Below are 19,060 nucleotides of genomic sequence, written 5' to 3' on the forward strand. Positions count from 1 at the left end.
ATGTATGAGCTTTTAAAAAGAGACGGGGCGGCCCGGAGAGGCCGGCTCCACACAGTACATGGGGTCATAGAGACCCCTGTATTTATGAATGTAGGAACGGCGGCAGCGATCAAGGGAGCCGTGTCCACAGAGGATCTGGAGCGGATTGGCACACAGGTGGAGCTGTCCAACACCTATCACCTGCATGTGAGACCGGGAGACCAGATCATCAGGAAGCTGGGCGGACTGCACAAATTCATGTCCTGGGAGAAGCCCATTCTCACAGACTCGGGCGGCTTCCAGGTGTTTTCCCTGGCGGGCCTGCGCAGGATAAAGGAGGAGGGAGTGTATTTCAACTCTCACATAGATGGGAAAAAGATTTTCATGGGGCCTGAGGAGAGCATGCAGATCCAGTCCAATCTTGCTTCCACCATTGCCATGGCCTTTGATGAGTGTCCCTCCAGCGTGGCGGACAGGGAGTACATGGAGAGATCCGTGGCCCGTACCACCAGATGGCTGGAGCGCTGTAAGAGGGAAATGGACAGGCTGAACAGTCTGACCGACACCATCAACCGTCACCAAATGCTCTTTGGCATCAATCAGGGGGGCGTTTACGAGGATATCCGCATCAGCCACGCAAAGGAGATTGCTGACATGGATCTGGACGGCTACGCTGTGGGCGGCCTCGCCGTGGGCGAATCCCACGAGGAGATGTACCGCATACTGGACGCGGTTGTGCCCCATCTTCCCCAGGAAAAGCCCATCTATCTTATGGGTGTGGGAACGCCTGCCAACATTCTGGAGGCGGTAGACCGGGGCGTGGACTTTTTCGACTGTGTTTACCCCAGCAGGAACGGGCGCCACGGACACGTATACACAAAGCAGGGAAAGAGAAATCTCTTCAATGCGAAATATGAGCTGGATGAGCGCCCCATCGAGGAGGGGTGCCAGTGTCCGGCGTGCCGTAGGTATTCCCGGGCCTATATCCGCCACCTCCTGAAGGCAAAGGAGATGCTCGGGATGAGGCTCTGTGTGCTCCACAACCTGTACTTTTACAATCATCTGATGGAGGAGATCCGCCAGGCCATCGAGGAGGGCCGCTTTAAGGAGTACAAAAAGAAGACATTAGAGGGCCTGCAGGGCGGAAAATCGTGATAAAAAAGCAATATACCGGAAAAAAACTCTTGATGAAACCCCGGATATTGTGTATGATAACAATAGTGTCAAAAAGTGAGTAATTTAGGAGGAAATGTTTATGTATACTTTGGCAGCAGGCAGCTTTTTGAACAGTCCTATCGGACTGATCCTTTTATATGCTGTGATTATCGGCGCTTTCTGGTTCATTTTGATGCGTCCTCAGAAGAAGGAGCAGAAGAGAGTGGCAGCCATGATCGCCGACATGGAGGTGGGCGATACAGTGCTCACGACAAGCGGTTTCTACGGAGTGATCATCGACATCACAGACGATGACGTGATCGTGGAGTTTGGAAGCAACAAGAACTGCCGTATTCCCATGCAGAAGGCAGCTATTGCGCAGGTAGAGAAGGCGGATGCGGAGTAAGAGAATCATATGATTTCAGGAGAGCTGGTTTCTGTGACCGGCTCTTTTTTATTCGCGGAAAAATGTAAAAAAAGGTTAAAACTTGCAGAAAAGGGAAATTTGTGTTACGGTTAGTCTGTATCAGTTTATATAAATAATTAATCAAGGGGAAGGAGGAAATCAAACTAATGAAAAAAAGCAAATTGCTGATACTATTGCTTTTCATGTGCATGGTGCTCACGGGGCTTCCAGCCATGGAGAGCAAGGCAGAAGAGGATACACAGGGAGGGGAAACGTATCCGGAATTGCAGGATGAGAATCCATATCGTACAGAAACGGTCACGGCTATGGATGAAAATGGAAATATCACTGAGGTGGGTGACTCTGACGGCAGCATGACAGATGGAGATGAGACATCTTCAGCCAGCATTTCTACATATGCAAGGTCAGCACGGATGGCAGTGTCATCAGTCAAGGTGGTAAACTTTAACACAAAGGACAATGCGGTCACAGAGTATACGGAGGACGGCACAGGAGCCCTCGGCTACACAAACGGAGACTACGGCGCTGACGCCGCGTATCTTGGGACCAGCGGAGGAAAAGTGAAGTTTATGATGTCCGGCGTGATCGGCTGGGTCAACGCATCGGAGGTGGAGGTCATCGACCTATCCAAGGCCGCTGTGGTGAGCGGCTATGAGGTGGAAAACGGAAGGCTTCTCCACGGCATTGTGTACACCATGGCCACGCCCGGCTACAGGACAAAGCTGGACAATGGCCCGGCACCGTCCTATCTGAGCGCGGGGACCAAATATTACAGCTACGACGGACATTACTTCTACACAGACTATGCAGTGATGCTCTCTGATTACCAGAATAATACCCGTGCAAATTCTGTTAATCCCAGCGATCCGTATTACAACTATTATCAGTATCTGCCTCTCAGGAGCGCCACATCCTACAGCGCGGATACCCTGAGCGCCATGATCAACAGCAAAGCAGGGGCAGGATCACTGATGGCGAATAAGGGAAGCGCTTTTATTGACAGTCAGAATACATACGGTGTAAATGCCCTCCTCATGACTGGGGTTGCGGCCAACGAGAGCGCATGGGGGAAAAGCAGTATTGCCCTGAGCAAGAACAATCTTTTTGGCCTGAATGCTATTGACAGCTCTCCGGGGACAAGCGCGAATACCTTTGCGAGCGCGGAGGCATGCATCAACGACTTCGCAAACGGATGGATGTCCAGAGGATATCTCTATCCCAAGGACAGCAGGTATAACGGCGGCTTCCTTGGAAACAAGGCCAGCGGCATCAATGTGAAATACGCCTCAGATCCCTACTGGGGTGAGAAGGCGGCCAATGTGGCCTACGCCCTTGACGCGGCACAGGGTAGCCAGGATTACGGCCAGTACACTATAGGTGTGAAGGATACGCTGGCTTCCAGCCACCAGACTGTGAATGTGAGAAATGCAAGCAGCACATCATCCACAGTTCTCTACACCACAGGGCAGGCTTCGAATTACTCTGTCCTCATCAAAGACAGCACGCCGGAAAACGGATTTTACAGGATCCAGAGCGACGCGGTGCTGGACAGCGGCAGAACCTCTGTCATGAGCGGAAGCGGGGCCTACAGCTTTGACGCGATGTACGCCTACATTTCCTCGGATTATGTGCAGATCGTAAATCAGGGAACGGCGGTATCAGAGCCGGAACCCGAGCCACAGCCAGAACCTGAACCCGAACCAGTGCCCGCGACGCTGGACTCCATATCTATCGCGGCGGCACCGCAGAAGACAGTTTACACGGAGGGAGAGACTTTTGACCCCACAGGGATGACAGTGCAGGCAAACTGGAGTGACGGCTCTGTTACCGATGTGACCGGTGAAGTCAGCTATCGGACAGATTCCCTCACAACCGATGTGACAGCCGTGGAGATCTCCTACACAAGCGGCGATGTGACCAGGACTGTTTCCCAGTCCATACAGGTAAACGCAAAAGTGACCGTGACAGGCGTGCTGATCAATCCCTCTGAGATCAGTCTGTATCCTGGAGACGCAAAGACCTTTGGCGTGTCTGTGCAGGGAACAGGAGATCCGTCCCAGTCTGTGACATGGTCCGTAGAGGGAGCCTCCAGCAGCCAGACGGTCATCGACGAGAACGGCAGGCTGACTGTGGGAGAGGACGAGACGGCCGGGCAGCTTACCGTAAAGGCCCAGTCAGCTGCGGATGGCTCTCAGATCGGCCAGGCCGCAGTCACTGTTGTGCCAAAAGAGAGCGAGGAGCCGTCGGCGCCGGATGGAGCCGGAGGCAGTGAGGAATATGTATCTGCGGATCTGAAGGATGAAACGTCAGGCATCGGTGTAAATGGCGAGTTTGCTGAGAACACCAGTCTTACAGTCACACCCATTGGCAGTGATTCGGAGGAATACCAGGCCCTTGTAAAGGAAGCGGCCGGAAAGACGATCCTTGGAGTATATGAGCTCTCTTTGGACGGAGCGGTAAAGGATGGAAGTAAGATACAGGTTACCTTTGCTGTGGATGAGCAGTATAACGGACAAAGTATTCTGATTCTTCATTATCCTAAGGCGGATGACGTTACATACATTGAACGTTATGTAGCGACCGCTCAAGACGGAACGGTGACAGTGGAGGTGGACAGCCTCTCACCGTTTGTCATAGCGCTGGATGAGGAAAGCGCAGGGAACGATGCTTCCGGCGGACAGACGCCGGAGGGCGATGAGCCTGAAGTCACAGACGAGCCAGAAAATTCTGAAGAACCAGGTGTTACGGATGAGCCGGGGACTACGGAAGAGCCGAATGTGACGGACCCGGCGGTGACCGGTGATCCGGATCCATCAGACCCCTCAGCTACATCTGGCGGATCCGGTACGACAGGAGACGCGGGAAGCACATCAGGTTCAACCGGTACAACTTTAACCAATACAGCTCCAGCGAAGATAAATGATCAGAATGGCCAGAATAGTGGCAGCGCTTCGGGAGGCGCTAACAGCAGCCAGACAGAAGCAGCTCCGAGAACAGGAGATACTTCTGCTCCCATACTCTGGATCGTGCTTGCGGTTGCCGCAGTGGCAGTTATTGTCGGCGCAGTGGCTTTGAAAAAGACAAGAAAGTAGAGATTTTACAAGATCAGGATATCACCTGCTCAGGCGGTGATATCCTTTTTGATTGCCCTGTAAAAAACAGAGGACACTCTATTTTTTTACGCTTTTACAGGGTAAAGGGTTGAAACACCGATAAAAATGCGATATTATTATGAAATAGCGAAATTTGTTGTACATAGAAAGGATGGAGTATATGAACCTCAAGATCGGAGTTATCAAAGGGGACGGCATTGGGCCGGAGATCGTCACAGAGGCCATGAAGGTGTTGGATAAAGTAGGAGAAGTGTATGGACATACAATGGATTACGACCAGCTGCTGATGGGAGGCGCGTCCATTGATGTACACGGTGTACCGCTGACAGACGACACGATCCGGAGAGCGAAGGACTGCGACGCAGTGCTTATGGGATCCATCGGAGGGGATGCCAAGACCTCTCCCTGGTATCAGCTGGAGCCGGACAAGAGGCCGGAGGCAGGCCTTCTGAAGATCCGGAAGGCGTTAAACCTTTTTGCAAATTTAAGACCCGCTGTTCTCTACGAGGAGCTGAAGGGCGCCTGCCCGCTGAAGGAGGAGATCACAGAGGGCGGCTTTGACATGATGATCATGCGTGAGCTGACAGGCGGCCTCTATTTTGGAGAGAGGAAGACGGTGGAAGAAAATGGAGTAATGACAGCCTACGACTCCCTCACGTATAATGAGAACGAGATCCGCCGGATCGCGAAGAGGGCCTTTGACATAGCCATGAAGCGCCGCAGAAAGGTGACAAGCGTGGACAAGGCGAATGTGCTGGACTCCTCCAGACTGTGGAGAAAGGTTGTGGAGAAGGTCGCCGGGGATTACCCGGAGGTGACACTGGAGCATATGCTCGTTGACAACTGTGCCATGCAGCTTGTGAAGGATCCAAAGCAGTTTGATGTTATCCTGACAGAGAACATGTTCGGGGATATCCTCTCTGACGAGGCAAGCATGGTGACAGGTTCCATCGGTATGCTGGCCAGCGCCAGTCTCAATGAGACAAAATTCGGCCTGTATGAGCCAAGCGGCGGATCCGCGCCTGACATTGCGGGCAAGGGAATTGCCAATCCCATCGCCACAATCCTGTCGGCGGCCATGATGCTCCGGTTCAGCTTTGACCTGGACGCGGAGGCGGACGCCATAGAAAAGGCAGTGGCCGAGGTACTGAGAGAAGGCTGGCGGACCATTGACATCATGTCCGAGGGCAAGAATCAGGTGGGCACAGAGAAGATGGGCGACCTGATCGCAGGGCATATCGCGTAATATATACAGAATTGCAGATGGAGGTAGAACAATATGAGAAGTGACAATGTAAAGAAAGGGGCACAGCAGGCGCCCCACCGTTCCTTATTTAACGCGCTGGGACTGACAAAGGAGGAGCTGGATCGTCCGCTGATCGGTATCGTCAGCTCCCACAATGAAATCGTGCCGGGGCATATGAACCTGGACAAGATTGTGGAGGCTGTAAAAATGGGAGTTGCCATGGCAGGCGGAACGCCCATCGTATTTCCGGCCATTGCGGTTTGTGACGGCATTGCCATGGGCCATATCGGCATGAAATACTCCCTGGTGACAAGGGATCTGATCGCGGACTCCACCGAGGCCATGGCCATGGCCCATCAGTTCGACGGACTGGTCATGGTGCCAAACTGTGACAAGAACGTGCCGGGACTTCTGATGGCTGCCGCAAGAATCAACATCCCCACCATCTTTGTCAGCGGAGGCCCTATGATGGCAGGCCGGGTACAGGGCAAAAAGACCAGTCTCTCCAGCATGTTTGAGGCTGTTGGAGCCAACGCGGCGGGCCTTCTGGACGACGAGGGCCTTCTGGAGTATGAAAACAAGACCTGCCCCACCTGCGGTTCCTGCTCCGGTATGTACACGGCCAACAGCATGAACTGTCTGACCGAGGTGCTTGGCATGGGACTTCGCGGAAACGGCACCATTCCGGCGGTGTACTCTGAGCGTATCCGTCTGGCAAAGCATGCCGGCATGCAGGTCATGGAGCTTGTGCGCAAGAACATCTGTCCGAGGGACATCATCACTAAGGATGCCATCTTAAATGCCCTGACTGTTGACATGGCTCTGGGATGCTCCACCAACAGCATGCTGCATCTTCCGGCCATTGCCCACGAGATCGGCATGGACTTTGAGATTGATTTCGCCAACGGCATCAGCGAGCGCACTCCTAACCTGTGCCACCTGGCGCCGGCAGGCCCCACCTACATAGAGGATCTCAACGAGGCGGGCGGCGTGTACGCTGTCATGGCTGAGCTGAACAAGAAGAACCTTCTCCACACCGACTGTCTGACCGTCACAGGAAAGACGCTGGGAGAGAATATCGCAGGCGCAGTGAACAAAAATCCGGAGGTTATCCGCCCCATCGACAATCCCTACAGCCAGACAGGCGGCCTGGCTGTGCTCAAGGGCAACCTGGCGCCCGACGGCAGCGTAGTAAAGCGCTCCGCGGTAGTGGACGAGATGCTGGTGCACGAGGGACCTGCCAGAGTGTTCGACTGTGAGGAGGACGCTATCGCGGCCATCAAGGGCGGCGACATCAAGGAGGGAGACGTTGTTGTCATCCGCTACGTGGGACCAAAAGGCGGCCCCGGCATGCCGGAGATGCTTAACCCCACCTCCGCCATTGCGGGCATGGGACTTGGCTCCAGCGTGGCCCTCATAACAGACGGACGCTTCAGCGGAGCTTCCAGGGGCGCATCCATCGGTCATGTGTCACCGGAGGCGGCAGTGGGCGGTCCCATCGCTCTCGTGGAAGAGGGAGACATCATCAAGATCAACATCCCGGCGCTGACCATTGAGCTGGACGTGCCGGACGATGTGCTGGCCCAGAGAAAGGCCAACTGGCAGCCCAGAGAGCCCAGGATCACCACAGGCTATCTTGCGAGATACGCTGCCATGGTCACATCCGGCAACAGGGGAGCTGTCCTGGAGGTTCCGAAGAACAGCCAGCAGTAAGCGGACAGCCAAAAGGATGGAACAATCAGAGGAAATCAGAAGAAAGAGGAAGATAGATTTATGCAGTTAACAGGTGCAGAGATTGTAGTGGAATGTTTGAAGGAGCAGGGCGTGGACACTGTGTTCGGATACCCGGGCGGCGCCATCCTCAACGTATATGATGAGCTGTATAAGCATAGTAATGAAATCAGGCATATCCTTACCTCCCACGAGCAGGGAGCCGCTCACGCGGCAGACGGATATGCCAGGGCCACAGGCAAGGTGGGCGTCTGCTTTGCCACAAGCGGCCCGGGGGCAACTAACCTGGTGACAGGGATCGCCACAGCCTACATGGATTCTATCCCGATCGTGGCCATCACCTGCAATGTGGGCGTGTCCCTCCTGGGAAAGGACAGCTTCCAGGAGATCGATATAGCGGGCATCACCATGCCCATCACGAAACACAACTATATTGTAAAGGATATTACCCAGCTGGCGGACACCATCCGCAAGTCCTTTGTCATCGCAAAGAAGGGCCGTCCCGGTCCGGTGCTCATCGATATCCCCAAGGATATCACAGGGGCAGTGACAGAGTACACGCCCAAGCCGGCCACAGAGGTAGTGCCCTCCCAGGATATAGACGAGAAGGATCTGGAGACGGCACTTGCCATGATCCGCAGATCAAAACGTCCCTTTATCTGTGTGGGCGGCGGCGCTATCCTGTCGGACGCGTCAGAGGAATTATATAAGTTTGCCAGGAAGGTGGACGCCCCGGTGGCGGACACCCTGATGGGACACGGCGCATTTCCGGAGACGGATGAGCTCTACACGGGTATGGTGGGCATGCACGGCACAAAGGCGTCAGACTACGGCGTGGACGAGTGTGACCTGCTGATCGTGGCCGGCGCCCGCTTCAGCGACCGGGTTACCGGCAATGTAAACGAATTTGCGAAAAATGCGGAAATCCTTCAGTTTGACATTGACGCGGCGGAGATGAACAAAAATGTGCTTATCACAGAGGGTGTGATCGGCGACCTGAAGGTGATCCTTGAGAAGATCAACAGTCAGCTTGAGCAGCAGGACCACAGCCAGTGGAAGGAGAAGATCCAGAGCTACAAAGAGAAATATCCTCTCGTCTATCCGGCGGAGGGTCTGTCCGGCCCCTGGGTGGTGGAGGAGATCTACCGCCAGACAAAGGGCGACGCTATCATAGTGACAGAGGTGGGACAGCACCAGATGTGGGCAGCTCAGTTCTATCAGTTCACAGAGCCCCGCACCTTCCTGACATCCGGAGGCCTGGGGACTATGGGCTACGGCCTGGGAGCGTCCATCGGAGCAAAGATGGGGCGCCCGGACAAGATGGTGGTCAATATTGCCGGGGACGGCTGCCTGCGTATGAATATGAATGAGATTGCCACGGCAGCCAGAAACAGCGTGCCTGTCATCGAGGTGGTCATCAACAACCACGTGCTCGGCATGGTGCGCCAGTGGCAGGATCTGTTCTATGGGCAGAGATATTCCCAGACTGTCTTAAACGACGCGGTGGATTTTGTCAAGCTGGCGGAGGCCATGGGAGCTGTGGGCTACAGGGCGCAGACGAGAGAAGAGTTCCAGAAGGCGTTTGCCAAGGCTCTGACTCTTGGAAGACCGGTGCTCATTGACTGCCAGATCGACAAGGATGAGAAGGTATGGCCTATGGTGGCTCCCGGCGCGGCGCTCCGGGACGCCTTTGACGAGGCCGATATGAAAAAAGCTGACTAGAATCAGGAAACTGGAATTAGAAAATAAAAAAGAAATCGGAGGGATCAACAATGAGCAGAGTGTACAATTTTTCAGCAGGACCGGCCGTGCTGCCGGAAGAAGTCCTCAGAGAAGCAGCAGACGAGATGTTAGATTACAGGGGAACGGGCATGTCCGTGATGGAAATGAGTCACCGCTCAAAGGCATTTGCCGGGATTATTGAGGAAGCGGAAGCCGACATCCGGGAGCTGATGCAGATACCGGACAATTACAAAGTTCTCTTCCTGCAGGGGGGAGCGTCCCAGCAGTTTGCCATGATCCCCATGAATTTGATGAAAAACAGGGTGGCGGACTACATTGTCACCGGCCAGTGGGCAAAAAAGGCGTACCAGGAGGCGCAGAAATACGGGAAGGTGAACAAGATCGCCTCATCGGAAGACAAGACATTTTCCTATATCCCGGACTGCTCGGATCTGCCCGTCTCCCCGGATGCGGACTATGTGTACATATGTGAGAACAACACCATTTACGGCACGAAGTTCAAGACGCTCCCAAACACAAAGGGGAAGACGCTGGTGGCTGATGTATCCTCCTGCTTCCTCTCCGAGCCTGTGGATGTGACAAAGTACGGCGTTATCTATGGCGGCGTGCAGAAGAACATCGGGCCTGCCGGCGTGGTCATCGTCATCATCCGGGAGGATCTCATCACAGACGATGTGCTCCCCGGCACACCCACCATGCTGAAGTACAAGACCCATGCGGATGCAGGGTCTCTCTACAATACGCCGCCCGCCTACGGCATCTACATTTGCGGCAAGGTGTTCAAGTGGCTGAAGGCCCAGGGCGGCCTTGCGGCGATGAAGGAGAGGAACGAAAAGAAGGCTGCTCTTCTCTATGATTTTCTGGATCAGAGCCGTCTGTTCAAGGGAACTGTCCGCAAAGAGGACCGCTCCCTCATGAATGTGCCCTTTGTGACAGGGGATGAAGAGCTTGACGCGAAATTCGTCGCTGAGGCGAAGAAGGCGGGGCTTGAGAACCTGAAGGGACACCGCACTGTGGGCGGCATGAGAGCAAGCATTTACAACGCAATGCCCTATGAAGGCGTGCAGGCACTGGTAGACTTTATGGCACAATTTGAAAAGGAGAACTTATAATCATGTATCATTATTACTGCCTCAATCCTATTTCCCCGGTGGGAATAGACGCTATGACTGAAAAATACGTACCTGTTAGTGATCCTAAAAAAGCAGACGCACTGCTTGTCCGCAGCGCCGGCATGCACGAAATGGAGTTTTCTCAGGAGCTGAAGGCTATCGCCCGGGCTGGAGCGGGTGTCAACAATATCCCTCTGGAGCGGTGCGCGGAGGAGGGCATTGTTGTGTTCAACACACCGGGAGCCAATGCCAACGGCGTGAAGGAGCTGGTCATCGCCGGCATGCTCCTGGCATCCAGAGATATCATAGGGGGCATCAACTGGGTTCAGGAAAACGAGGAGGACGGCAATATTGCCAAGGACACAGAGAAGGCAAAGAAGGCCTTCGCCGGCTGTGAGCTGGAGGGCAAGAAGCTGGGCGTCATCGGCCTGGGAGCCATCGGCGGTCTGGTGGCCAACGCGGGCATCCATCTGGGCATGGAGGTCTTTGGCTTTGATCCCTATGTCTCCGTGGACGCGGCCTGGAGGCTGTCCAGAAACATCCATCACGCCAAGACAGTGGATGAGCTCTACAAGAACTGCGACTACATTACAGTCCATGTGCCCGCCACAGCGAACAACAAAGGAATGATCGACAAGAACGCCATCGGACTTATGAAAAAGGGCGTGGTTGTTCTGAATTTCGCCCGGGATGTGCTGGTCAACGAGGAGGACATGATCGACGCTCTGGAGAGCGGCCAGGTGAAACACTATGTGTCTGACTTCCCGACACCGGTGATCGCCGGGGTGAAGGGAGCCATCGTGATTCCTCATCTGGGGGCTTCCACAGAGGAGTCGGAGGACAACTGTGCGAAGATGGCTGTGCGCCAGCTGATGGATTATCTGGAGTACGGGAATATCAAAAACTCTGTCAATTATCCGGACTGCGACATGGGCATGCCGGGGGACAACAGGCGCATTGTGCTCCTGCACTACAATAAGCCCAACATGCTGGGACAGTTTACGAAGATTCTGGCGGCCGACAACATGAATATCGCCGATCTTTCCAATAAGAGCAAGGGTGCCTACGCCTATACGATGATTGATATTGACTCAGATATTCCCGCAAATGTGGAAAACGATCTGCGGAATATAGAGGGCGTTTTAAGAGTAAGGGTTCTGAATTAATTCAGAACCCCCTTTTTATTAACAAACTGTTACATGAAAGATAATTAATATTACATCTTTGTCACTTTTATTGCAGTGTACCCTATATGGTGTTATCCTCTACAATATATAGTAATTTTATATATTTTTCGGCAAATAACAACAAAAGAGAAACATGCCGGAGAAGAGGTACATATGTCAAAGAGAAGCAGAAATATCCGTTCCATGAACGCCAGGAAGAGATGGCTCGTCCACAGGCTCAGGATAAGGAGAATGATCGGAGCCCTGACTATCCTCCTTATCCTGGCCGCAGGAGCAGTGACTGCCGCGGCGGCGGCCAGGGTGTCGAGGACGGACATTACAATAGAGGTGCAATCCGCGTCCATCAAGCAGGGGGAGCAGATGCCGGATCTCCAGGCGAAGGTGGCCTGTGATAAGAAAGAGGAAAAGCTGAAGAAAAAAGTGCTGGACAAAGAGACCGGCTACACGGCCTGGAATCTGGTGGAGGAGCTGAGGTCGGGACAGCATTACCAGCTGCTCTGCGACAGCGACGGCGCGACAGAGGGAAAATACCCTGTCCATATAGAGCTGGACAAGGAGCTGGCAAAGAAGCTGGGGGATAAGGGAGAGTGGAAAAAGAAGATCTCTATCCTTACGGAGGACGGCAGCTTTACTGTCCTCAACCAGGTGGGACAGTGGGACGGAGACAAATTCAAAAGGTGGGACGACACCTATGTCCAGAATGATTTCGTGAATGTGAAGGGAAAGACCTACTATTTCGGAGAGGACGGCGTGAAGGTGACCGGATGGCAGGAGATCGGTGTCACCTACTACCATTTTGACAAGGATGGAGTCATGCAGACCGACAGGTGGCTGGACAAGGGGGAGAGCCGCGCCTATCTGCAGTCGGACGGGAAGGCGGCGGCCGGCTGGTTTGACCTGGACGGAGCCACCTACTATTTCACCCAGGAGGGGGAGATGGTCACAGGGAAAAAGAGGATCGGCACACTGGACTGCGTTTTCGGGGATGATGGGAAGCTGAAGTCCCGGAAGAGCAGTATCGATCCTGACAAGCCCATGATGGCCCTCACCTTTGACGACGGGCCGGGGGAGCGGACCGGAGAGCTTTTGGAGTTTCTGGAGAAATACGATGCCCACGCTACCTTTTTCCTGCAGGGAGTCAATATTCCGGGACGTGAGGACACGGTCAAGAGGATACTGGAGGCGGACTGTGAGCTGGGCAACCACTCCTACAACCATCCGGAGCTGACCAAGATCAGCGAAGCGGACATCCGAAAGCAGATCGGCGATACAAACGATCTGATCAAGGGAGCCTGCGGAGAGGGCGCGACCCTGGTGAGGCCGCCCTACGGAGCTGTCAACGACTCGGTGAAGAAGAACGTGGGCATGCCCATGATTCTCTGGAATGTGGATACCCTGGACTGGAAGGGGGATACACAGACCGTCATCAACTCTGTGCTCCAGAACGCGGACGACGGGGACATTGTGCTCATGCACGACATACACAGCACCACAGTGGATGCGGCCCTGCAGCTGATCCCCAGACTGGTGGATGAGGGGTACCAGCTTGTGACGGTCTCCGAGATGGCCCAGGCCAGAGGCATCAACATGAAGGCCGGGGAGACCTACACGGATTTTAATAAATAGGAAATTTTAGTAAATAGGAAAAGACAGAAAAAAAGAGAAGGCGGATGTGCCTTCTCTTTTTCGTCCGTACATTTTGCGGATACGTATGGTCTGTATAGTGTATATACTTTATCCAGTCTGTATGCTCTAGTTGTCCTCGCCCTCAGCGACCGTGTAGGTCTGGCGCTTTCTGGCCATCTCGTCGCTCTCCAGATACTCGTCGTAGGTGGTGATCTTGTCGATCAGCTTTCCGCCGGGAACGATCTCCATGATGCGGTTTGCTGTTGTCTGCACGATCTGATGGTCCCTGGATGAGAAAAGGATCACGCCCGGGAACTTGATCATTCCGTTGTTGAGGGCTGTGATGGATTCCATGTCCAGGTGGTTGGTGGGCTCGTTCATGAGAAGAACGTTTGCGCCGGAGATCATCATCTTGGAGAGAAGGCAGCGCACCTTCTCACCTCCGGAGAGCACCTTCACCCGCTTGACACCGTCGTCCCCGGAGAAGAGCATGCGGCCCAGGAAGCCCCGCACGTAGGTGGCATCCTTCTCCTCTGAGTACTGGGTGAGCCACTCCACGATGGTGTAGTCATTGTCAAATTCACTGCCGTAGTCCAGGGGGAAATAGGCCTGTGTAGTGGTGACTCCCCATTTGTAAGTGCCCTCGTCCGGCTCCATCTCGCCCATGAGAATCTGGAAGAGGGTGGTCTTTGCCAGCTCGTTGCCGCCTACAAATGCCACCTTGTCCTCCCTGTTCAGTGTGAAGGAGATGTTGTCCAGCACTTTTTCTCCGTCGATGGTCTTGGAGAGGCCATCCACAGTGAGCACCTCATTTCCGATTTCCCGGTTGGGGCGGAAATCAATGTAGGGATACTTCCTGCTGGAGGGCTGGATGTCGTCCAGCTGGATCTTCTCCAGGGCTCTCTTTCTTGAGGTGGCCTGCTTGGACTTGGAGGCGTTGGCGCTGAAGCGGGAGATGAACTCCTGCAGCTCCTTGATCTTCTCCTCCTTCTTCTTGTTGGCCTCCTTCATCTGGCGGATGAGAAGCTGGCTGGACTCATACCAGAAGTCATAGTTTCCGGCGTAGAGCTTGATCTTTCCGTAGTCAATGTCCGCGATCTGGGTGCAGACCTTGTTGAGGAAGTAGCGGTCGTGGGACACCACGATGACTGTGTTGTCAAAGCCGATGAGGAACTCCTCCAGCCAGGCAATGGCGTCCAGATCCAGGTGGTTGGTGGGCTCGTCCAGGAGCAGGATGTCCGGGTTCCCGAAGAGGGCCTGAGCCAGAAGGACCTTCACCTTCTCGGGACCGTTTAAATCCTTCATCATCCTGTAGTGCATGTCTGTGTCAATGCCGAGGCCGTTTAAGAGAGAGGCGGCGTCGGACTCAGCCTCCCAGCCGTTCATCGTGGCGAACTCAGCCTCCAGCTCACTGGCCTTGATGCCATCCTCGTCCGTGAAATCCTCCTTTGCGTAGAGAACCTCCTTTTCCTTCATGATCTCATAGAGTCTTGCGTTTCCCATGATGACGGTATCAAGGACAGGAAACTCGTCATATTTGAAATGATCCTGCTGCAGGAAGGAGAGCCGCTCCCCGGGGGTGATGATGACCTCGCCGCTGGTGGGCTCAAGCTGTCCGGAGAGGATCTTAAGGAAGGTGGATTTTCCCGCCCCGTTGGCCCCGATTAGGCCGTAGCAGTTCCCCTCTGTGAATTTGATATTTACATCTTCAAACAAAGCCTTTTTGCCGACACGCAGTGTCACATTACTTGTACTGATCATAGTAATCTTTCTCCTATCAATCTCTTTTCAAGGTTTCATTGCATACAAAGCCTATCTTAGCAAAAAAAGGAGGAAATGGCAAGGAGAAAAGGAGGGTTTTCATCTGTGGAAAATGCGTTTATAATATAGGTTGAAAAGGAGGCAGACGATATGGTTAAAGCAACACTGGTACTGGAAGGCGGAGCGACCAGAGGCGTGTTTACCTCGGGGGCTCTGGACTATCTGATGGAAAAGGATTTCTATACATCCTATGTCATCGGCGTCTCTGCGGGATGCTGCAACGCGGTGGATTATGTGTCAAAGCAGCCCGGAAGGACGAGAGACTGCATGATTCACAAGGAGAAGGAATATAATTATTACTACGGCTTCCGAAAATTTATCAAAGAGAAAAGCCTGATGGATATGGACATGGTCTTTGACCGGTATCCCAATGAAATTTTCCCCTTTGACTACGACACGTATTTTTCTTCAGATATAGAGTGCGAGATCGTCACGACCAACTGTGTGACAGGCAGGGCGGAGTACATGACTGAGGACTCGGACAGGCAGCGGCTCATGAAGATCTGCCGGGCGTCCTGCAGCATGCCTCTGATCTGCCCCATGGTCAATGTGGATGGGATTCCCTATCTGGACGGCGGACTTGCGGATTCCATTCCCATAGAGAGGGCCATGGAGATTGGAAACGGCAAATCCATCGTCGTGCTGACGAGAAATCCAGGCTACCGCAAAAAGATGCCCTCAAGGGCTACAGTACAGCTCTACAGGAGAGCCTACAAAAAGTACCCGAACCTGATCCGCAGCATTGTGAACAGGAGCATTGTGTACAACAGGACCATGAAGCGCATAGAACAGCTTGAGTCAGAGGGGAAGATCTTTGTCCTGCGGCCGCTCATCCCAACGGTATCCAGGCTGGAGAAGGACTATGACACACTGATGCATTTCTATGAGCATGGCTACAGACTGATGAGAAAAGAGTACGACGAGCTCATGAGATTTCTGGAAAAATAGAAGGAGGACAAAAGGTATGCATTTGTTTGAACATCACATTTCCACAAGGGGCGCCCAGCAGATGACCAAGGTGACGGACATGGTGAGGGAGGACATTGAAAGGAGCGGCGCAAAGGACGGCATCGTGGTAGTCTTCTCGCCCCATACGACAGCCGGGTTTACCATCAACGAAAACGCGGATCCGGATGTAGTCCGGGACATGCTCCAGGGCTTTGAGAAGGCCTTTCCCACGAAGGCGGATTACTACCGCCACGCGGAGGGCAACTCCCACGCCCACATGAAGACGACCCTCTTTGGCCCTTCCCAGACCATGATCCTAAGCGGCGGAGAGCTGATCCTGGGAATCTGGCAGGATCTCTATTTCTGCGACTTTGACGGACCAAGAAACAGGACCTTCTACGTAAAGATACTGGAGGGCTAGAGTAAAAGGACAGGATGAAATGATGGATCACGATACATTACTTACCTTTCTGGGGGTGGCGGAGAAGCTGAAATGCAATACCCGACATTCCTGGACAAGCAGCGGGCGCCATGAGAGCGTGGCGGAGCATGTGTACCGCCTGCTGGTATTTGCCTGGCTTGTGAGGGATGAGTTCCCGGGGCTTGATATGAACCGGGTCATGGAGCTGGCTCTCTTCCACGATATGGGAGAGGCGGTCACAGGAGATATTCCCGCCTTTGAAAAGACAGGAGAGGATGAAAAGACAGAAGAAGAGGCGCAGGAGGAGATCGCCCGCCTTCTGCCCCGGCCCCGGCAGGAGGAGATGAGGGACATATTCCGGGAGGTTCGCGAGAAGAAGACGCCAGAGGCCCGGCTTGTGAACGCCATGGACAAGCTGGAGGCCCTGATCCAGCACAACGAGGCGGACCTCTCCACCTGGCTGCCCCTGGAGTATGAGCTGCAGCTCACCTACGGGGAGAAGGAGACAAGGGACATCCCCTGGATGGCGGCGCTGCGGGAGCGGGTGAACCAGGACTCGGTGAAGAAGATGAGGACAGAGAAATTGAAAGAAAATCTCACAGGAGGGAGACTCTGATGGAGAGGGAGGCATACTAGAGGTCCTCCAGATTGATGCCTCTTGGCACATCCATGTGGCGCAGCGCGATGTCGTAGATGTGGGCCGTGTCCCCGGCCTCCATAGTCTCAAGGATGGCGAGATGCTCCCGGTAGGTGTCCTCCATCCGGCCCGGGTGGGAGAGGGACATCAGGGCCAGCCGCTGCATCCGGTACATGAAGGTGTCAAAGATGTCGGAAAACTGTCTGTTTTCCAGATAGCGGACGATCTCTACATGAAACTGAAAATCATAGGTACAGAAATCCTGGATAGACTGCGTGGTCTCCAGGATTTCTTTCATTTCCTCCATATTGAAATGAAGCTCCCGGAAGAGCCGCTTTGCCCTTCTGGATGTGTAGGCCCGGGTGATCTCCATGGCACAGTAGGTCTCCAGGGCGGAGCGCACCTGGAAGGTCTCCACCACGTCCTTCTTTGTGAGCTGGTGGAGGCGGAATCCCTTGCTGGGGATGATGTCAATGTAGCCCTCCTGCACCAGCCTGTGGATGGCGTCCCGAAAGGGGGTGCGGGAGATGCCCAGCTCCCGGGAGAGCTTGGTCTCGGAGTAGATCTCCTGGTAGGAGAGCTGATCCTCTGTGATCATTTTCTTTAAATGCTCATAGGCCTGTTCGTTTAATGTCATCATGGCGCGGGGCTCCTTTTATATTTGTCTGTGTTTTGTCAAAGATAGATAAAAATTCTAAAAAAATCTAGTTCTATTGTACACTGTTTCCTGTATAAAATCCAATAGAAACCTGTGAAAAATCCACTTTTTGTATGAGTGAAGCGGGCGGAGCAGAGCGTTAATAAAATAACGTAAAAATCCAGTGTTTATGGGAATTCTGCCCAAATTTGAAAGGGGAAAATTGGCATAAACGGAGAAAGAAATTTTAGGGATTTACCGGTATACCGGTATGTAGTAAAGTGTAGTTAGAAAGAACAAAAAACAACAAGTAAGCACATATAAAACAGGATTATTTGTGCAAAACAGTCAAAAACAAACGCAAAGGAGAGAATGAAGTATGAAAGCAGGATTTATCGGACTTGGAATTATGGGAAGACCTATGGCAAAGAATCTTCTGAAGACGGGCGTGGAGCTGGTGGTGACAGACCTCAACCAGGAGGCTGTGGCAGATGTGGTCGCGGCCGGGGCAAAGGCGGCCAGCTATGCCCAGATCGGAGAAGAGTGCGGTACCGTATTCATCATCGTGCCAAATGGGGACATCACAAAGTCTATCCTCTTCGATGAGGGCGGCGTGGCCTCCACCATCAAAGAGGGGAGCATCGTGTGTGACATGAGCTCTGTCACACCTGTAGAGTCAAAGGAGTGCTATGAGAGACTGAAGAGCAAGGGGGTAGGCTTTGTAGACGCCCCTGTGTCCGGAGGAGAGCCGGGGGCTGTGGCCGGGACACTGGCTATCATGGCAGGAGGTGAGGAGAAGGACTTTGAGGCCCTGAAGCCTTATTTTGATATTATGGGCTCATCTGCTCTTCATATTGGCGAGGCGGGAAGCGGCAGCGTCACAAAGCTGGCCAATCAGATCATTGTAAATAATACTATCGCTGTCGTGTCCGAGGCCTTTGTCATGGCCGTCAAGGCCGGGGCGGATCCGGTGAAGGTCTACGAGGCCATCCGGGGCGGCCTGGCAGGCAGTGCGGTGCTTGACGCCAAGATCCCCATGATCGTGGAGCGCAATTTTAAACCAGGAGGACCTATTCGTATCAACCACAAGGACATCAAGAATGTGGTCAACACAGCCCACGCCATCGACGTTCCCATCCCCTATACGGCCCAGCTCTACGAGATCCTGCAGACCCTGAAGATTCATGGCCACATGGAGGACGACCACTGCGGTATTGTACAGTATTTTGAGAAGCTGGCTGACGTGGAAGTGAAAAAAGTAGATTAGGAGGGGAACA

The 19,060-nt window shown here is 53.6% G+C and carries 15 protein-coding genes; 13 read left to right on the forward strand and 2 right to left on the reverse strand.

Going from position 1 to position 19,060, the window contains the following annotated elements; all coding sequences use genetic code 11:
• From tgt to FGQ86_RS06710, 9 genes are all read left to right on the forward strand, one after another.
• Positions 1-1,134, forward strand: a complete 1,134-nt coding sequence (tgt, locus tag FGQ86_RS06670; protein WP_033125392.1) for a tRNA guanosine(34) transglycosylase Tgt — start codon at positions 1-3, stop codon at positions 1,132-1,134.
• A gap of 100 nt (positions 1,135-1,234) precedes the next feature.
• Entirely contained in the window at positions 1,235-1,540 is a 306-nt protein-coding gene (gene yajC / locus FGQ86_RS06675) for a preprotein translocase subunit YajC (protein ID WP_033125393.1), read from the forward strand.
• A 167-nt stretch (positions 1,541-1,707) separates the two neighbouring features.
• A complete protein-coding gene (locus FGQ86_RS06680; RefSeq protein WP_138303272.1) occupies positions 1,708-4,653 on the forward strand; it encodes a glucosaminidase domain-containing protein in 2,946 nt (981 codons plus the stop codon).
• 181 nt (positions 4,654-4,834) lie between these two features.
• On the forward strand, positions 4,835-5,920 hold the full coding sequence (leuB, locus tag FGQ86_RS06685; RefSeq protein WP_033125394.1) for a 3-isopropylmalate dehydrogenase: 1,086 nt from the start codon (positions 4,835-4,837) through the stop codon (positions 5,918-5,920).
• A 33-nt stretch (positions 5,921-5,953) separates the two neighbouring features.
• Entirely contained in the window at positions 5,954-7,633 is a 1,680-nt protein-coding gene (gene ilvD / locus FGQ86_RS06690) for a dihydroxy-acid dehydratase (RefSeq protein WP_033125395.1), read from the forward strand.
• Between the two features lie 60 nt (positions 7,634-7,693).
• Complete coding sequence (gene ilvB / locus FGQ86_RS06695) at positions 7,694-9,373, forward strand: biosynthetic-type acetolactate synthase large subunit (protein WP_138303273.1); 1,680 nt, start codon at positions 7,694-7,696, stop codon at positions 9,371-9,373.
• 50 nt (positions 9,374-9,423) lie between these two features.
• Positions 9,424-10,506: a 3-phosphoserine/phosphohydroxythreonine transaminase gene (gene serC, locus FGQ86_RS06700; protein ID WP_033125397.1), complete on the forward strand. Its 1,083-nt coding sequence runs from the start codon at positions 9,424-9,426 to the stop codon at positions 10,504-10,506.
• 2 nt (positions 10,507-10,508) lie between these two features.
• On the forward strand, positions 10,509-11,672 hold the full coding sequence (locus FGQ86_RS06705; RefSeq protein WP_138303274.1) for a phosphoglycerate dehydrogenase: 1,164 nt from the start codon (positions 10,509-10,511) through the stop codon (positions 11,670-11,672).
• A gap of 174 nt (positions 11,673-11,846) precedes the next feature.
• Positions 11,847-13,319 carry a polysaccharide deacetylase family protein gene (locus FGQ86_RS06710; RefSeq protein ID WP_243127181.1) on the forward strand — a complete coding sequence of 491 codons (1,473 nt, stop codon included), beginning with the start codon at positions 11,847-11,849 and terminating at the stop codon, positions 13,317-13,319.
• Positions 13,320-13,445: 126 nt separating this feature from the next.
• Here the strand turns inward: FGQ86_RS06710 and FGQ86_RS06715 are convergent, their stop codons facing one another.
• Positions 13,446-15,080, reverse strand: a complete 1,635-nt coding sequence (locus FGQ86_RS06715) for an ATP-binding cassette domain-containing protein (RefSeq protein ID WP_033125400.1) — start codon at positions 15,078-15,080, stop codon at positions 13,446-13,448.
• A gap of 150 nt (positions 15,081-15,230) precedes the next feature.
• Here FGQ86_RS06715 and FGQ86_RS06720 point away from each other — a divergent pair, with 150 nt between their 5' ends.
• From FGQ86_RS06720 to FGQ86_RS06730, 3 genes are read left to right on the forward strand one after another with little or no spacing between them, the layout of a single operon-like run.
• Positions 15,231-16,088 carry a patatin family protein gene (locus FGQ86_RS06720; protein ID WP_033125401.1) on the forward strand — a complete coding sequence of 286 codons (858 nt, stop codon included), beginning with the start codon at positions 15,231-15,233 and terminating at the stop codon, positions 16,086-16,088.
• A 16-nt stretch (positions 16,089-16,104) separates the two neighbouring features.
• Entirely contained in the window at positions 16,105-16,509 is a 405-nt protein-coding gene (locus tag FGQ86_RS06725; RefSeq protein ID WP_033125402.1) for a secondary thiamine-phosphate synthase enzyme YjbQ, read from the forward strand.
• Between the two features lie 22 nt (positions 16,510-16,531).
• A complete protein-coding gene (locus FGQ86_RS06730) occupies positions 16,532-17,125 on the forward strand; it encodes an HD domain-containing protein (protein WP_138303323.1) in 594 nt (197 codons plus the stop codon).
• 16 nt (positions 17,126-17,141) lie between these two features.
• Here the strand turns inward: FGQ86_RS06730 and FGQ86_RS06735 are convergent, their stop codons facing one another.
• A complete protein-coding gene (locus FGQ86_RS06735; RefSeq protein ID WP_138303275.1) occupies positions 17,142-17,786 on the reverse strand; it encodes a GntR family transcriptional regulator in 645 nt (214 codons plus the stop codon).
• 376 nt (positions 17,787-18,162) lie between these two features.
• On the opposite strand from FGQ86_RS06735, the gene garR reads away from it, so the two are divergent.
• Positions 18,163-19,050, forward strand: a complete 888-nt coding sequence (gene garR / locus FGQ86_RS06740) for a 2-hydroxy-3-oxopropionate reductase (RefSeq protein WP_138303276.1) — start codon at positions 18,163-18,165, stop codon at positions 19,048-19,050.
• Positions 19,051-19,060 lie beyond the last annotated feature (10 nt).

The sequence above is a fragment of the Clostridium sp. BSD2780061688st1 H5 genome (genome assembly GCF_005845155.1).
GTDB classification, from domain to species: domain Bacteria; phylum Bacillota; class Clostridia; order Lachnospirales; family Lachnospiraceae; genus Claveliimonas; species Claveliimonas intestinigallinarum.

Excerpts from the sequence above, each read along its gene's own strand:
- tgt (WP_033125392.1), top strand. The coding sequence starts at position 1 with ATGTATGAGCTTTTAAAAAGAGACGGGGCGGCCCGGAGAGGCCGGCTC.
- yajC (WP_033125393.1), top strand. The coding sequence starts at position 1,235 with ATGTATACTTTGGCAGCAGGCAGCTTTTTGAACAGTCCTATCGGACTG.
- FGQ86_RS06680 (WP_138303272.1), top strand. The coding sequence starts at position 1,708 with ATGAAAAAAAGCAAATTGCTGATACTATTGCTTTTCATGTGCATGGTG.
- leuB (WP_033125394.1), top strand. The coding sequence starts at position 4,835 with ATGAACCTCAAGATCGGAGTTATCAAAGGGGACGGCATTGGGCCGGAG.
- ilvD (WP_033125395.1), top strand. The coding sequence starts at position 5,954 with ATGAGAAGTGACAATGTAAAGAAAGGGGCACAGCAGGCGCCCCACCGT.
- ilvB (WP_138303273.1), top strand. The coding sequence starts at position 7,694 with ATGCAGTTAACAGGTGCAGAGATTGTAGTGGAATGTTTGAAGGAGCAG.
- serC (WP_033125397.1), top strand. The coding sequence starts at position 9,424 with ATGAGCAGAGTGTACAATTTTTCAGCAGGACCGGCCGTGCTGCCGGAA.
- FGQ86_RS06705 (WP_138303274.1), top strand. The coding sequence starts at position 10,509 with ATGTATCATTATTACTGCCTCAATCCTATTTCCCCGGTGGGAATAGAC.
- FGQ86_RS06710 (WP_243127181.1), top strand. The coding sequence starts at position 11,847 with ATGTCAAAGAGAAGCAGAAATATCCGTTCCATGAACGCCAGGAAGAGA.
- FGQ86_RS06715 (WP_033125400.1), bottom strand. The coding sequence starts at position 15,080 with ATGATCAGTACAAGTAATGTGACACTGCGTGTCGGCAAAAAGGCTTTG.
- FGQ86_RS06720 (WP_033125401.1), top strand. The coding sequence starts at position 15,231 with ATGGTTAAAGCAACACTGGTACTGGAAGGCGGAGCGACCAGAGGCGTG.
- FGQ86_RS06725 (WP_033125402.1), top strand. The coding sequence starts at position 16,105 with ATGCATTTGTTTGAACATCACATTTCCACAAGGGGCGCCCAGCAGATG.
- FGQ86_RS06730 (WP_138303323.1), top strand. The coding sequence starts at position 16,532 with ATGGATCACGATACATTACTTACCTTTCTGGGGGTGGCGGAGAAGCTG.
- FGQ86_RS06735 (WP_138303275.1), bottom strand. The coding sequence starts at position 17,786 with ATGATGACATTAAACGAACAGGCCTATGAGCATTTAAAGAAAATGATC.
- garR (WP_138303276.1), top strand. The coding sequence starts at position 18,163 with ATGAAAGCAGGATTTATCGGACTTGGAATTATGGGAAGACCTATGGCA.